The 15855-nt window shown below is 59.5% G+C and carries 11 protein-coding genes; 10 read left to right on the top strand and 1 reads right to left on the bottom strand.

The genetic code is table 11. The features are described from left to right. Nucleotides 1-367: 367 nt before the first annotated feature. From lptF to pdxJ, 8 genes are all read left to right on the top strand, one after another. Entirely contained in the window at nt 368-1489 is a 1122-nt protein-coding gene (lptF, locus tag PspR84_RS05505; protein ID WP_160056063.1) for an LPS export ABC transporter permease LptF, read from the top strand. Beyond that, complete coding sequence (gene lptG / locus PspR84_RS05510) at nt 1482-2543, top strand: LPS export ABC transporter permease LptG (RefSeq protein WP_160056065.1); 1062 nt, start codon at nt 1482-1484, stop codon at nt 2541-2543. Before lptF ends, lptG begins: the two co-directional genes overlap by 8 nt. Before the next feature lie 172 nt (nt 2544-2715). Continuing rightward, on the top strand, nt 2716-4515 hold the full coding sequence (lepA, locus tag PspR84_RS05515; protein ID WP_016986097.1) for a translation elongation factor 4: 1800 nt from the start codon (nt 2716-2718) through the stop codon (nt 4513-4515). 5 nt (nt 4516-4520) lie between these two features. Continuing rightward, complete coding sequence (gene lepB, locus PspR84_RS05520; RefSeq protein ID WP_127925937.1) at nt 4521-5375, top strand: signal peptidase I; 855 nt, start codon at nt 4521-4523, stop codon at nt 5373-5375. 169 nt (nt 5376-5544) lie between these two features. After that, entirely contained in the window at nt 5545-6234 is a 690-nt protein-coding gene (gene rnc, locus PspR84_RS05525; RefSeq protein WP_016986099.1) for a ribonuclease III, read from the top strand. Next, nucleotides 6227-7129, top strand: a complete 903-nt coding sequence (era, locus tag PspR84_RS05530; protein ID WP_016771562.1) for a GTPase Era — start codon at nt 6227-6229, stop codon at nt 7127-7129. The genes rnc and era overlap by 8 nt, the downstream gene beginning before the upstream one ends. Before the next feature lie 165 nt (nt 7130-7294). Further along, nucleotides 7295-7984, top strand: a complete 690-nt coding sequence (gene recO, locus PspR84_RS05535) for a DNA repair protein RecO (RefSeq protein ID WP_134174770.1) — start codon at nt 7295-7297, stop codon at nt 7982-7984. A gap of 47 nt (nt 7985-8031) precedes the next feature. Then, on the top strand, nt 8032-8775 hold the full coding sequence (pdxJ, locus tag PspR84_RS05540; RefSeq protein WP_160056067.1) for a pyridoxine 5'-phosphate synthase: 744 nt from the start codon (nt 8032-8034) through the stop codon (nt 8773-8775). Nucleotides 8776-8899: 124 nt separating this feature from the next. On the opposite strand, the gene mltF is transcribed toward pdxJ, so the two are convergent. Then, nucleotides 8900-10360: a membrane-bound lytic murein transglycosylase MltF gene (gene mltF / locus PspR84_RS05545; RefSeq protein ID WP_160056069.1), complete on the bottom strand. Its 1461-nt coding sequence runs from the start codon at nt 10358-10360 to the stop codon at nt 8900-8902. A 285-nt stretch (nt 10361-10645) separates the two neighbouring features. Between mltF and purL the strand changes: the two genes are divergently transcribed. Both purL and PspR84_RS05555 read left to right on the top strand, forming a co-directional pair. Beyond that, nucleotides 10646-14542, top strand: coding sequence for a phosphoribosylformylglycinamidine synthase (gene purL / locus PspR84_RS05550; protein WP_160056071.1), 3897 nt, complete (start codon nt 10646-10648; stop codon nt 14540-14542). 5 nt (nt 14543-14547) lie between these two features. Then, nucleotides 14548-14859, top strand: coding sequence for a YqfO family protein (locus tag PspR84_RS05555; protein WP_042607740.1), 312 nt, complete (start codon nt 14548-14550; stop codon nt 14857-14859). The last annotated feature ends 996 nt before the right edge of the window (nt 14860-15855 follow it).

Below are 15855 nucleotides of genomic sequence, written 5' to 3' on the forward strand. Positions count from 1 at the left end.
CTGGGAATGGTTGTTCCCTTTCCAAGGCCTGCAACGCAGACTGGCCGGCTTTAAGGCACAACCCGAAGGGCCGGGCCTGCTGTTGTGCAGGGCTGCGTTGCTCGAAGCTTATTTGGAATGACCAAACCACGCTTCTCGCGCCTTGCCCTGCACAACAGCAGACCCGGCGCGGTGTGAAAACTAATTGAGAACGCCCCCTAGGTTGTACGATCTGCAAAGGATTACAGACATGGATGAGTGTGCGCAGTGACAGGCGCCCCCAATCACAGGATAATGCCGCATCTTTTTTCGACGGCTCTGCGTTGCGGGCCGGTCGATGTGTTTGCGTGTTTGGCCGCCTTAGCCTGACAACCCTGGAGTGTCTGGTTTGATCGTCTTCCGTTATCTGTCCCGCGAAGTCCTGTTGACCCTCAGCGCCGTGAGTGCCGTGCTGCTGGTCATCATCATGAGCGGTCGCTTCATCAAATATCTGGCGCAGGCCGCTGCCGGCCAGCTCGATCCGGGCTCTTTGTTCCTGATCATGGGCTTTCGTCTGCCGGGTTTCCTGCAACTGATTCTGCCGCTGGGCCTGTTCCTCGGCATCCTGCTGGCGTACGGTCGCCTGTACCTGGAAAGCGAGATGACCGTGCTCTCGGCCACCGGCATGAGCCAGCAGAAGCTGTTTCGCATGACCCTGTTCCCGGCAACCCTGGTTGCACTGGTCGTGGCATGGCTGAGCCTTGGCCTGGCCCCGCAAGGCGCCAATCAGTTCCAGTTGCTGCTGAACAAGCAGGACGCGCTGACCGAATTCGACACCCTCGAACCGGGACGTTTCCAGGCCCTGCGTGACGGTACGCGGGTGACCTACACCGAGACGTTGAGCGACGATCGCGTCAATCTGGGTAGCGTATTCATTTCGCAGAAAAACCTCGGAGCTGATCAAAAGGATCGCGGGATTTCCGTGCTGGTGGCCGAAGGCGGTCGTCAGGAAGTGCGCCCCGATGGCAATCGCTATCTGATCCTCGATAACGGCTATCGCTACGACGGCAGCCCGGGGCAGGCCGATTACCGCGCCATTCATTACGAAACCTACGGTGTGCTGTTGCCCAAGCCAGACGTCAGCGAAGAAGTCACCGACCGTGACGCCATGCCGACCTCGTCTCTGCTGGGCAGCGATGACATCCGCTCGAAAACCGAACTGCAATGGCGTTTGTCCCTGCCGCTGCTGGTATTTATCGTGACCCTGATGGCGGTGCCGCTGTCGCGAGTCAATCCGCGCCAAGGGCGTTTCCTCAAGCTGCTGCCGGCGATTCTTCTTTATATGGCTTACCTGACCATCCTTATTGCCGCCCGCGGCGCCCTCGAGAAGGGCAAGATCCCGCCGGCCCTCGGCCTGTGGTGGGTGCATGCGATCTTCCTGATCATCGGTCTCGGCCTGCTCTACTGGGAGCCGCTGCGCCTGAAGATGGCCAGCCGTCGCTCTGCAGCGCTGGAGGTGGCCCGTGGTTAAACTCGACCGCTACATCGGCAGCAGCGTGTTCATGGCGATTATCGCCGTGCTGGCCATCATTCTCGGTCTGGCGACCTTGTTTGCCTTTATCGATGAGATGGGCGACGTCAGCGATACCTACACGCTGGTCGATGTTCTGAGCTTTGTATTGCTGACCGCGCCGCGCCGTCTCTACGAAATGTTGCCAATGGCCGCATTGATCGGCTGCCTGATCGGTCTCGGCAGTCTGGCCAGCAGCAGTGAGCTGACGGTCATGCGCGCTGCAGGCGTGTCCATCGGCCGGATCGTCTGGGCCGTCATGAAGCCAATGCTGGTGCTGATGCTGGCCGGTGTGCTGATCGGCGAGTACGTCGCTCCGGCGACCGAAAGCATGGCCCAGGCCAATCGCTCGCTGGCGCAGGGCAGCGGCGACGCGCAAAGCGCCAAGCACGGTATGTGGCACCGCCAGGGTGAAGAGTTCATCCACATCAACGCCGTGCAACCGAACGGCTTGCTGTACGGGGTGACTCGTTATCACTTCGACAAGGAGCGCCATCTGCTCAGTTCGAGCTTCGCCAAAAAGGCTGAGTTCGATGGCAATCACTGGCAGCTCACGGATGTGGCGACCACCAAGTTTCATGAGCGCAGCACTGAAGTCGTGAATACGCCTACCGAGCGCTGGGACGTGTCCCTGAGCCCGCAATTGCTGAGCACCGTGGTCATGGCACCGGAATCGCTGTCGATCAGTGGTTTGTGGGGCTACATCCACTATCTGTCCGAGCAGGGCCTGAGCAACGGCCGCTATTGGCTGGCATTTTGGGTCAAGGTGTTGCAGCCGCTGGTGACCGCAGCACTGGTGCTGATGGCGATCTCCTTCATTTTCGGTCCGCTGCGCTCGGTAACCCTCGGTCAGCGTGTGTTCACCGGCGTACTGGTGGGCTTCACCTTCCGTATCGTCCAGGATTTGCTCGGCCCGTCGAGCCTGGTGTTCGGTTTCTCGCCGCTGTTCGCGGTGCTGGTACCGGCCGGCGTCTGTGCGCTGGCGGGTGTCTGGTTGCTGCGACGAGCCGGTTGATGCGCGCACTTTGACCTGCGCTTTAAACTTGAAAACGCCTCGGTCGACAGATCGGGGCGTTTTTGCATGCAATCCGGGTGACAGGCGAACGTGACGCTTGCGCCGTGTATCAGGTACAATTCCCGGCTATTTTTCGGCGGGCTATGCCTGCAGCCTTTTTGAGTGTTGATCCGTGAGTGATTTGAGTCATATCCGCAATTTCTCCATCATCGCCCACATTGACCATGGCAAGTCGACGCTGGCCGATCGCTTCATCCAGATGTGCGGCGGCCTGGCCGAGCGTGAAATGGAAGCCCAGGTACTGGATTCCATGGATCTGGAGCGTGAACGCGGGATCACCATCAAGGCCCACAGCGTCACCCTTTATTACACCGCCAAAGACGGCATCAAGTACCAGCTGAACTTCATCGACACCCCGGGTCACGTCGACTTCACCTACGAAGTCAGCCGTTCCCTGGCAGCGTGTGAAGGTGCACTGTTGGTGGTCGATGCCGGTCAAGGCGTTGAAGCCCAGTCCGTGGCCAACTGCTACACCGCCATCGAGCAGGGCCTCGAGGTCATGCCGGTGCTGAACAAGATCGACCTGCCGCAGGCCGATCCTGACCGCGTCAAGGACGAGATCGAGAAGATCATCGGCATCGACGCCACCGACGCCGTCACCTGCAGCGCCAAGACCGGCCTGGGTGTCGACGAAGTGCTCGAACGTCTGGTGCACACCATCCCTGCGCCAACCGGCAACATCGAGGATCCGCTGCAAGCGTTGATCATCGATTCCTGGTTCGACAACTACCTGGGCGTTGTCTCCCTGGTGCGCGTGCGTCATGGCCGCGTGAAGAAGGGCGACAAGATCCTCGTCAAGTCCACCGGCAAGATCCATCTGGTCGACAGCGTGGGCGTGTTCAACCCGAAGCACACCGCTACCGCTGACCTGAAGGCTGGCGAAGTGGGCTTCATCATCGCCAGCATCAAGGACATTCACGGTGCGCCAGTCGGTGACACCCTGACCCTGAGCTCGACCCCGGACGTTGAAGTGCTGCCCGGCTTCAAACGCATCCAGCCACAGGTTTACGCCGGTCTGTTCCCGGTCAGTTCCGACGACTTCGAAGATTTCCGCGAAGCGCTGCAGAAGCTGACCCTCAACGACTCGTCGCTGCAGTACACCCCGGAAAGCTCCGACGCACTGGGCTTCGGCTTCCGTTGCGGCTTCCTCGGTATGCTGCACATGGAAATCATCCAGGAGCGCCTCGAGCGCGAGTACGACCTGGACCTGATCACCACCGCGCCAACGGTAATTTTCGAGCTGGTGCTGAAAACCGGTGAAACGATTTACGTCGACAACCCATCCAAGCTTCCGGATGTGTCGTCGATCGAAGACATGCGCGAGCCGATCGTGCGCGCCAATATCCTCGTGCCGCAAGAGCACTTGGGTAACGTCATCACCCTGTGCATAGAGAAGCGTGGCGTTCAAGTCGACATGCTGTTCCTCGGCAATCAGGTGCAAGTCACTTATGACCTGCCGATGAACGAAGTGGTGCTGGACTTCTTCGACCGCCTCAAATCCACCAGCCGTGGCTATGCTTCGCTGGATTACCATTTCGATCGCTACCAATCGGCTAATCTGGTGAAACTGGATGTGCTGATCAACGGCGACAAGGTCGATGCCCTCGCATTGATCGTGCACCGTGACAACTCGCACTACAAAGGTCGCCAGTTGACCGAGAAGATGAAAGAACTGATTCCTCGTCAGATGTTCGACGTAGCCATTCAGGCCGCCATCGGCGGTCAGATCGTTGCCCGGACAACCGTCAAGGCGCTCAGAAAGAACGTATTGGCCAAATGCTACGGTGGTGACGTCAGCCGTAAGAAGAAACTGCTCGAGAAGCAAAAGGCCGGTAAGAAACGCATGAAGCAGGTCGGCAACGTGGAAATTCCACAAGAAGCCTTCCTTGCCGTGCTCAGGTTGGATAGTTAGGTCCTATGTCGCTAAATTTCCCGCTGTTGCTGGTCATCGCCGTGTTTGTCTGCGGCCTGTTGGCGTTGCTTGATCTGTTGATCCTGGCGCCGCGTCGGCGTGCTGCCATTGCCTCTTATCAAGGCAGTGTCAGCCAGCCTGACGGGGTGGTCGTTGAAAAACTGAATAAAGAGCCGCTGCTGGTCGAATACGGCAAGTCGTTCTTTCCGGTGTTGTTCATCGTGCTGGTACTGCGCTCGTTCCTCGTGGAGCCGTTCCAGATCCCTTCGGGTTCGATGAAGCCAACCCTGGATGTCGGCGACTTCATTCTGGTGAACAAGTTTTCTTACGGGATCCGCCTGCCGGTGGTCGACAAGAAAATCATCGAAGTCGGTGATCCGCAGCGCGGCGATGTAATGGTGTTCCGCTACCCGAGCGATCCGAACGTCAACTACATCAAGCGCGTGGTCGGTCTGCCGGGTGACACGGTGCGTTACACCGCCGACAAGCGTCTGTTCGTGAATGGCGAGTCGATTGCCGAGCAGATGGTCGGCGCCGAACCGGGCACGCTGGGCAGCGCCGAACTGTATAAAGAGAAACTGGGCGCCGCCGAGCATCTGATCCGCAAGGAAATGAGTCGCTACCGCGCCACGCCGGATCGCTCGTGGACAGTGCCTGCCGGGCACTACTTCATGATGGGCGACAACCGCGACAACTCGAATGACAGTCGCTACTGGGATGATCCGAACATTCCCAAGGATCTGCTGGGCATGGTTCCCGACCAGAATATCGTCGGCAAGGCCTTCGCGGTCTGGATGAGCTGGCCAGAACCGAAACTCAGTCACCTGCCGAATTTCTCGCGGGTTGGCCTGATCAAGTAATCACACACGGCGCTGTTGACCACAGCGCCGAATGCATTTCTGGAGCCGGCACAATCGGCTTCGCAATCGCCAGGATTTAATTTTTGAACACAGCGTTAATTGTCCCAGGCCTGCGCCGCATCCCGGCGATGGCAGTGGAATCCAGCCACGAACTCAGCGTGGGTAAACCGTGAGCGTTTCTCTAAGCCGTCTCGAGCGCCAGCTCGGCTACACCTTCAAGGACCAGGAGCTGATGCTGCTGGCTCTGACGCACCGCAGTTTTGCCGGGCGCAACAACGAACGCCTGGAATTCCTCGGTGATGCCATCCTCAACTTCGTTGCCGGCGAGGCGCTGTTCGATCGCTTCCCGCTGGCCCGCGAAGGCCAGTTGTCGCGTTTGCGCGCACGTTTGGTAAAAGGTGAGACGCTGGCCGTACTGGCGCGCGGTTTTGACCTTGGCGATTACTTGCGGCTGGGTTCCGGCGAGTTGAAAAGCGGTGGTTTCCGTCGCGAATCGATTCTGGCCGATGCCCTCGAAGCCTTGATCGGTGCGATCTACCTCGACGCCGGCATGGACATGGCGCGTGAGCGCGTGCTGGCCTGGCTGGCTGGCGAGTTCGAAGGCCTGACGCTGGTCGACACCAACAAGGATCCGAAAACCCGCCTGCAGGAACATCTGCAATCGCGCGGTTGCGATCTGCCACGCTATGAAGTGGTGGATATCCAGGGCGAGCCGCACTGCCGAACTTTCTTCGTCGAGTGCGAAGTTGTCTTACTGAATGAAAAAAGCCGAGGTCAGGGTGTGAGTCGTCGTATTGCCGAACAGGTAGCGGCCGCTGCAGCACTGATTGCCCTGGGCGTGGAGAATGGCAATGACTGATACAAACGCAACTCGCTGTGGCTATGTTGCCATCGTCGGCCGTCCCAACGTCGGTAAGTCGACGCTGCTGAACCACATCCTCGGCCAGAAGCTCGCGATCACTTCGCGCAAGCCGCAGACCACTCGCCACAACATGCTCGGGATCAAAACCGAAGGTGACGTGCAAGCGATCTACGTCGACACCCCCGGCATGCACAAGGGTGGCGAAAAGGCCCTGAACCGTTACATGAACAAAACTGCTTCGGCGGCGTTGAAAGACGTCGACGTGGTGATCTTCGTCGTCGATCGCACCAAGTGGACCGACGAAGACCAGATGGTTCTCGAGCGCGTTCAGTACGTGACTGGCCCGCTGATCGTCGCGCTGAACAAGACCGACCGCATCGAAGACAAAGCCGAGCTGATGCCGCACTTGAGCTGGTTGCAGGAACAACTGCCGAACGCGCAGATCATTCCGATTTCCGCGCAGCACGGGCATAACCTCGAAGCGCTGGAAAAGGTTATCGCTGATCATCTGCCGGAGAACGATCACTTCTTCCCGGAAGACCAGATCACCGACCGCAGCAGCCGTTTCCTCGCCGCTGAACTGGTGCGCGAGAAAATCATGCGCCAGATGGGCGCCGAGCTGCCGTACCAGATCACCGTCGAAATCGAAGAGTTCAAGCAGCAGGGCAAGACTCTGCACATCCACGCTTTGATCCTCGTTGAACGTGACGGCCAGAAGAAGATCATCATTGGCGACAAGGGCGAGCGTATCAAGCGCATCGGCACCGAAGCGCGCAAGGACATGGAGCTGCTGTTCGACTCCAAGATCATGCTCAACCTGTGGGTCAAGGTGAAGGGCGGCTGGTCCGATGACGAGCGGGCGCTGCGTTCGCTGGGTTACGGCGACCTGTAATCACCGTTCCAGAGAACACCGATACCCACTGTGGGAGCGAGCCTGCTCGCGAAGGGATGTAACATTCAGCATTGATGTTGACTGTCACTCCGCTTTCGCGAGCAGGCTCGCTCCCACAGTGGTTTTGGGTCGTGTGTAAATCTGCGTTTCTTCATCGAGAACTCAATGTCGCAAAACCCGCCTCCCGCCCAACCCGCCTATGTCCTGCACAGTCGCGCCTACCGCGAAACCAGTGCGTTGGTGGACTTCCTCACGCCGCAAGGTCGGCTGCGGGCGGTGTTGCGCAGTGCGCGGGGCAAGGCCGGGACATTGGCGCGGCCGTTTGTGTCGCTGGAAGTCGAGTTCCGTGGCAAGGGTGAGTTGAAGAATGTCGGGCGCATGGAGAGTTCTGGCACTTCGGCGTGGCTCAACGGCGAGGCGCTGTTCAGCGGTCTCTATCTCAATGAATTGCTGATCCGCTTGCTGCCTGCCGAAGATCCGCATCCAGCGGTGTTCGATCACTACGCTGCAACCTTGCTGGCACTGGCCGAAGGTCGGCCACTGGAACCGTTGCTGCGTTCTTTCGAATGGCGTCTGCTGGACGACCTCGGTTACGGCTTTTCACTGAACACTGACGTTCACGGTGAGCCCGTCGCGCCGGATGGTCTCTATCGCCTGCAAGTGGATGCGGGGCTTGAGAGGGTTTTCCTATTGCAACCGGGCCTGTTCAACGGCGTTGAACTACTGGCCATGGCTGAAGCCGACTGGACCGCCCCCGGCGCGCTGTCCGCTGCCAAGCGCCTGATGCGTCAGGCATTGGCCGTTCACCTGGGCGGTCGCCCCCTCGTCAGTCGCGAACTGTTTCGCAAGCCCTGATCACCCCGTATGCTGTGCGCCGAATCTCTCAATTCAGGAGCGCATCCGTGACCACCAGCAATCGCATTCTTCTTGGCGTGAACATCGACCACGTCGCCACCCTGCGTCAGGCCCGTGGCACGCGCTATCCGGATCCGGTCAAGGCGGCGCTGGACGCGGAAGAGGCGGGCGCCGATGGCATCACCGTGCATTTGCGTGAAGACCGCCGGCACATTCAGGAGCGCGATGTTCTGTTGCTCAAGGACGTGCTGCAAACCCGCATGAACTTCGAAATGGGCGTCACCGAAGAAATGATGGCGTTCGCCGAGCGTATTCGCCCGGCACACATCTGTCTGGTTCCGGAAACCCGTCAGGAGCTGACTACCGAAGGCGGCCTGGATGTCGCGGGGCAGGAAGAGCGGATCAAAGCAGCGGTCGAGCGTCTGTCGAAGATCGGCAGCGAAGTGTCGCTGTTCATCGATGCGGACGAGCGGCAGATTGCGGCGTCGAAGCGCGTCGGTGCGCCTGCCATCGAGTTGCACACCGGTCGTTATGCTGATGCTGAAACCCCGACTGAAGTCGCTGAAGAGCTTAAGCGTGTGGCGGACGGCGTGGCGTTTGGTCTGGCCCAAGGCCTGATCGTCAACGCAGGTCACGGCTTGCACTACCATAACGTTGAAGCCGTCGCGGCGATCAAGGGCATCAACGAGCTGAACATTGGCCATGCGCTGGTGGCGCATGCGTTGTTCGTTGGCTTCAAGTCTGCCGTATCGGAAATGAAAGCGCTGATCCTGGCGGCTGCCAAGTCCTGATCAACAACACAAACCCCCTGTAGGAGTGAGCCTGCTCGCGATATCGGTGTGTCAGACAAAATTAATTGACTGACCCACCGATATCGCGAGCAGGCTCGCTCCCACATTTGATTTGGGGGGGTAGTTAGAGCGGGGCAGGTTCTTGAGTGGGCTTTGATTTGTCGATACCGGGCACATGCAGATTGCCCTCAGCCACTTGATCACCCTCAAGCTGCGGCTGCGTTACCCACGTCAGAATGTCGTAGTAGCGACGAATGTTCGCCACAAAATGCACCGGCTCGCCGCCTCTGGCGTAGCCATAACGCGTCTTGCTGTACCACTGCTTCTGCGACAGGCGCGGCAGGATCTTCTTCACGTCCAGCCACTTGTCCGGATTCAGCCCTTCCTTGGCCGTCAGCTTGCGCGCGTCATCCAGATGGCCGCTGCCGACGTTGTACGCCGCCAGGGCAAACCAGGTGCGATCCGGTTCCTTGATCGAATCGTCGAGCTGATCCTTCATATAAGCCAGGTATTTCGCCCCGCCCATAATGCTTTGCTTCGGGTCGAGGCGGTTGGACACGCCCATCGCCTGCGCGGTGTTCTGGGTCAGCATCATCAACCCGCGCACGCCGGTTTTCGAGGTGACGGTCGGCTGCCACAGCGATTCCTGATAACCAATGGCCGCCAGCAGGCGCCAGTCGACTTTCTCTTTCTTCGCGTAGTTCTTGAAGTGCTGTTCGTATTTCGGCAGGCGCTGCTGCAGGTGCTGGGCGAAGGTCGTGGCGCCCATGTAGCCAAGCACGTCGACGTGGCCGTAATAACGATCCTTCAAGCGTTGCAGGGTGCCGTTCTTCTGCACCTTGTCCAGATACGCATTGATCTCGTTGAGCAGGCTGTTGTCCTCGCCCGGGCCGACCGCCCAGCTCTGGCTGCGCGCATCGCCAAGGTCGAAAGCCACGCGGATGTTGGTGAAGTACACCTGATTCATCGCCACTTCGTTGGAATCGACCAGGGTCAGGTCAATCTGGCCTTCATCGACCATGCGTAGCAGGTCGACCACTTCAACCGCGTCGGACTCTTCGTATTCGATACCGGGAAATTTCTTTTTCAGCTCGGCCAATTGCTCAGCGTGGGTGCTGCCCTTGAGCACCATGATCTTCTTGCCGACCAGATCACCGGGATCGGTCGGCCGCGACTGACCATTGCGATAGATGATCTGCGGGGTGACTTCAAGGTAGGAGTGCGAGAACCGCACCTGCTGCTTGCGCTGATCGCTGCTGACCAGACCAGCGGCGGCCAGCACCGGGCCGTTCGGCTTGCCGATCTGATCGAACAGGTCATCGAGATTGTCGGCGGTCTCGATCTTCAGTTCGACACCCAAATCGTCGGCGAAGCGCTTCACCAGCTCGTATTCGAAGCCGGTTTCACCGCTGCGATCCTGAAAGTAGGTGGCGGGGCTGTTACGGGTAATCACCCGCAGCACACCATCCTCCTTTACGCGCTCGAGTGTGTTGGGTTTATCAACACAGCCACCGAGCATCAGGAAGAGTCCGGTTGCGATCAGCCATTTGGCGTACCGCGGACGCAAAGCCGTTGGGAAAAACATCTGCGCAGTATACGCAAACGGCCGCGGGCGCCATATCTCGACAGTGCAGGGCGAGTCTGCTAGCGATCACAAAACCGGGCTGAACCCCGCAGAAACGGGCCTTTACGGCTTTTTGTTACAGTAAAAATAAGCGGCCTCAGAATAGCCGATTTACCTGACTCTGAAGTCGGAAACACAGATTGATACCCGAGTGCAACCGTGCGTAGCGTTTCGGGTGATGTTGAAGGCGGTTTAGGCTAGAATGCACGGCCTCAAAGCACACCCCTTCCCGAGGCTGTCCCGAAGATGTTGATCCTGCGCGGCGCTCCTGCCCTTTCTGCCTTTCGCCACAGCAAACTCCTTGAGCAACTGAGCCAGAAGGTTCCAGCTGTCAGTGGCCTGTATGCTGAATTCGCTCACTTCGCCGAAGTCACCGGCGTCCTGACCGGCGACGAACAGCAGGTGCTAGCGCGCCTTCTGAAGTACGGCCCAAGCGTTCCGGTACAAGAGCCGACCGGTCGTCTGTTTCTGGTGTTGCCGCGTTTCGGCACCATCTCGCCATGGTCGAGCAAGGCCAGCGACATCGCCCGCAACTGCGGCTTGAGCAAGATCCAGCGTCTGGAGCGCGGTATCGCCTTCTACGTGGCCGGTCAGTTCAGCGAAGCCGAAGCCCAGCAGATTGCCGACGTGCTGCATGACCGCATGACCCAGATCGTGCTGGCCAACCTCGAACAGGCCGCCGGTCTGTTCAGCCACGCCGAGCCGAAGCCGCTGACGGCCATCGACATCCTTGGTGGCGGTCGCGCCGCGCTGGAAAAAGCCAACACCGAGCTGGGCCTGGCTCTGGCCGAAGACGAGATCGACTATTTGGTCGACGCCTTCAACGGCTTGAAGCGCAACCCGCACGACATCGAACTGATGATGTTCGCCCAGGCCAACTCCGAGCACTGCCGCCACAAGATCTTCAACGCCAGTTGGGATATTGATGGTGAGAACCAGGAAAAAAGCCTGTTCGGCATGATCAAGAACACCTACGTGATGCACAGCGAAGGCGTTCTGTCGGCTTATAAGGACAACGCCTCGGTGATCGTCGGCAACGTCGCCGGCCGTTTTTTCCCGAACCCTGAGACCCGCCAGTACGGCGCGGTGCAGGAGCCGGTGCACATCCTGATGAAGGTTGAAACCCACAACCACCCGACCGCGATCGCTCCGTTCCCGGGCGCGTCGACCGGTTCCGGCGGCGAGATCCGTGACGAAGGTGCCACCGGCCGTGGCGCCAAGCCAAAGGCTGGCCTGACCGGTTTCACCGTATCCAACCTGCAGATCCCGGGCTTCGAACAGCCGTGGGAAGTGCCGTACGGCAAGCCTGAGCGCATCGTCACCGCGCTGGACATCATGATCGAAGGCCCGCTCGGCGGCGCCGCGTTCAACAACGAATTCGGCCGTCCGGCCCTGACTGGCTACTTCCGTACCTTCGAACAGTCGATCAGCACCCCGCACGGTGACGAGGTTCGCGGTTACCACAAGCCGATCATGCTGGCTGGCGGCATGGGCAACATCCGTGAAGAACACGTCAAGAAAGGCGAGATCGTCGTTGGCTCCAAGCTGATCGTTCTCGGCGGCCCGGCGATGTTGATTGGTCTGGGTGGCGGCGCCGCTTCCTCGATGGCCACCGGCACCAGCTCGGCGGATCTCGACTTCGCTTCCGTGCAGCGTGAAAACCCTGAAATGGAACGTCGCTGCCAGGAAGTCATCGACCGTTGCTGGCAACTGGGTGACAAAAACCCGATCAGCTTCATCCACGACGTCGGCGCGGGCGGTCTGTCCAACGCCTTCCCGGAACTGGTCAACGACGGCGACCGCGGTGGCCGTTTCGAACTGCGCAACATTCCCAACGACGAGCCGGGCATGGCCCCGCACGAAATCTGGTCCAACGAATCCCAGGAACGTTACGTTCTGGCCGTCGGCCCTGAAGACTTCGAGCGCTTCCAGGCGATCTGCGAACGTGAGCGTTGCCCGTTTGCCGTAGTGGGCGAGGCGACTGCCGAGCCGCAACTGACCGTGACCGACAGCCACTTCGGCAACAACCCGGTGGACATGCCACTGGAAGTGTTGCTGGGCAAAGCCCCGCGCATGCACCGTTCGGTGGTTCGTGAAGCCGAGCTGGGCGATGACTTCGATCCGTCGAACCTCGACATCAGCGAATCCATCGAACGCGTTCTGCATCACCCGGCCGTGGCGAGCAAAAGCTTCCTGATCACCATCGGCGACCGCACCATCACCGGCCTCGTGGCCCGTGACCAAATGGTCGGCCCGTGGCAGGTTCCGGTGGCCGACGTTGCCGTCACCGCCACCAGTTTCGACGTCTACACCGGTGAAGCGATGGCGATGGGCGAGCGTACTCCGCTGGCACTGCTGGACGCTCCGGCGTCGGGCCGCATGGCCATCGGCGAAACCCTGACCAACATTGCCGCGTCGCGCATCAACAAGATCTCCGACATCAAATTGTCGGCGAACTGGATGTCCGCTGCCGGCCACCCGGGCGAAGACGCGCGTCTGTACGACACCGTGAAAGCGGTCGGTATGGAACTGTGCCCTGAGCTGGGCATCACCATTCCGGTGGGCAAGGACTCGATGTCCATGGCCACCCGTTGGAGCGACAACGGCGAAGAAAAAACCGTGACCTCGCCGATGTCGCTGATCGTGACCGGTTTCGCGCCAGTGGCTGACATCCGTCAGACCCTGACCCCGGAACTGCGCATGGACAAGGGCACCACCGACCTGATCCTGATCGACCTCGGTCGTGGTCAGAACCGCATGGGTGCTTCGATCCTTGCACAGGTTCACGGCAAGCTCGGCAAACACGCGCCGGACGTCGATGACGCCGAAGACCTGAAAGCCTTCTTTGCAGTGATCCAGGGCCTCAACGCCGACGGTCACCTGCTGGCTTACCACGACCGTTCCGACGGTGGTCTGCTGACCTCCGTGGTCGAAATGGCCTTCGCCGGCCACTGCGGTCTGAGCCTGAACCTTGATGGTCTGGCGGAAACCACCGCCGACATCGCCGCCATCCTGTTCAACGAAGAACTGGGTGCAGTGATCCAGGTTCGTCAGGACGCCACGCCAGACATCCTCGCGCAATTTAGCGCGGCCGGTCTGGGCGACTGCGTGTCGGTGATCGGTCAGCCGATCAACAATGGTCAGATCAACATCACCTTTAACGGTGACACCGTGTTCGAAGGCCAGCGTCGTCTGCTGCAACGTACCTGGGCTGAAACCAGCTACCAGATTCAGCGTCTGCGCGACAACGCCGACTGCGCCGAGCAAGAGTTCGATGTGCTGCTGGAAGAAGACAACCCGGGCCTGAGCGTCAAGCTGAGCTACGACGTTAACCAGGACATCGCCGCGCCTTACATCAAGAAAGGCATCCGCCCACAGGTTGCCGTGCTGCGTGAGCAGGGCGTCAACGGTCAGGTGGAAATGGCCGCGGCGTTCGACCGCGCCGGTTTCAACGCGATCGACGTGCACATGAGCGATATTCTCGCTGGCCGTGTCGACCTGAACGAGTTCAAAGGTCTGGTGGCGTGCGGTGGTTTCTCCTACGGCGACGTGCTCGGCGCCGGTGAAGGCTGGGCCAAGTCGGCACTGTTCAACAGCCGTGCCCGCGATGCCTTCCAAGGCTTCTTCGAGCGTAACGACAGCTTCACCCTCGGCGTGTGCAACGGTTGCCAGATGATGTCCAACCTGCACGAGCTGATCCCGGGCAGCGAGTTCTGGCCGCACTTCGTGCGCAACCGCTCCGAGCAGTTCGAAGCGCGCGTGGCGATGGTGCAGATCCAGGAATCGAACTCGATCTTCCTGCAAGGCATGGCCGGTTCGCGTATGCCGATCGCCATTGCTCACGGTGAAGGTCACGCCGAGTTCTCCAGCGAAGAAGCATTGCTGGAAGCCGATCTGTCCGGTTGCGTGGCGATGCGTTTCGTCGACAACCATGGCAAGGTCACCGAGCGTTATCCGGCCAACCCGAACGGTTCGCCGCGCGGGATTACCGGTCTCACCAGCCGTGATGGCCGTGTGACGATCATGATGCCGCACCCGGAGCGTGTGTTCCGTGCCGTGCAGAACTCGTGGCGTTCGGAAGACTGGAACGAAGATGCACCGTGGATGCGTATGTTCCGTAACGCGCGCGTCTGGGTGAACTAAGGCCTGTGTACAAGCTCGCTTTTTTTGTTCCTGACAGTCATGTCGAGGTGGTCAAAGGGGCTGTGTTCGCTGCCGGTGGTGGGCGAATCGGTGACTATGACCACTGTGCCTGGCAGGTGCTCGGTCTGGGCCAGTTTCGACCTTTGGACGGCAGTCAGCCGTTTATTGGCGAGGCGGGGCAGGTTGAGCGGGTTGAGGAATGGAAGGTTGAGCTTGTGGTGGCGGATGAGTTGATTGTTGCTGTTGTGGCGGCGCTCAAGTTGAGCCATCCGTATGAGACACCGGCTTATGAAGTGTGGCGGCTGGAAGATTTCTGATCTTTCTTGCTGCTGAAACGGGAAACCCGCAGATGAGTGATTGTCTGCGGGTTTTTTTGTTGCCCCCGATTTGCTTTTCTGTAGGAGTGAGCCTGCTCGCGATGGCGCCCTGACAGGCGACCATGCTCTGTCTGGCTGAGTGAATATCCGTTTTTTCGGGGGCTGCGGCTGGCGGTTTCGCCCTTACGGCGACTCACTTTTTTACAAACGCCTAAAAAAGTAAGCAAAAAACGCTTGCCCCAACGTTCGGCCCACTCGCTAAAGCTCGGGGTTCCTTCGCTCCGGAATTCATCCGGGCGCATCGCCTACGGTTTGCTTCGCTGCACCTCCTCTCGCTGTGTTTGGCTGCGCCAAACGGTCGCTGCGCTCCCACCCCCGGATAAATCCCTCCACTCAGCCTGCCGACGGGGCCGGTGGATCAAGATCAAGAGCTGCAGCCGAGCTAACGCTCATCCTGTTGAGTGGTGAAGAGCACGGGGTGTTCGGCTTTTGATTTGTGTTGGAGCTTCCCCTCACCCCAGCCCTCTCCCGAGGGAGAGGGGGCCGATTTTTGGGCTTTTCAGGATATGAGTTCGACTCGGTATTTCACGTCGGCGAACATCCACCAAACACCTCGGTCAGTCCCCTCTCCCTCTGGGAGAGGGCTAGGGTGAGGGGCTTTTGATCTGTTTCAAGAATCTGAATTCGACTCGGTATTTCACGTCGGCGTACATCCACCAAACACCTCGGTCAGTCCCCTCTCCCTCTGGGAGAGGGCTAGGGTGAGGGGCTTTTGATCTGTTTCAGAATCTGAATTCGACTCGGTCTTTCACGTCGGCGTACTTCTACCAAACACCTCGGTCAGTCCCCTCTCCCTCTGGGAGAGGGCTAGGGTGAGGGTTTGCTTTTGACTGTTTAATGATGTGTCGAATAGCCAGAACCTTCCCACAAGGTTTTCAGGTTGTCCGTCGGACGTCGGGTCTCTAGTCTTTGGCTATCACCGCAAATCGGTGATCG

Origin of the sequence: Pseudomonas sp. R84, assembly GCF_009834515.1 — a bacterium.
Taxonomy (GTDB): Bacteria; Pseudomonadota; Gammaproteobacteria; order Pseudomonadales; family Pseudomonadaceae; genus Aquipseudomonas.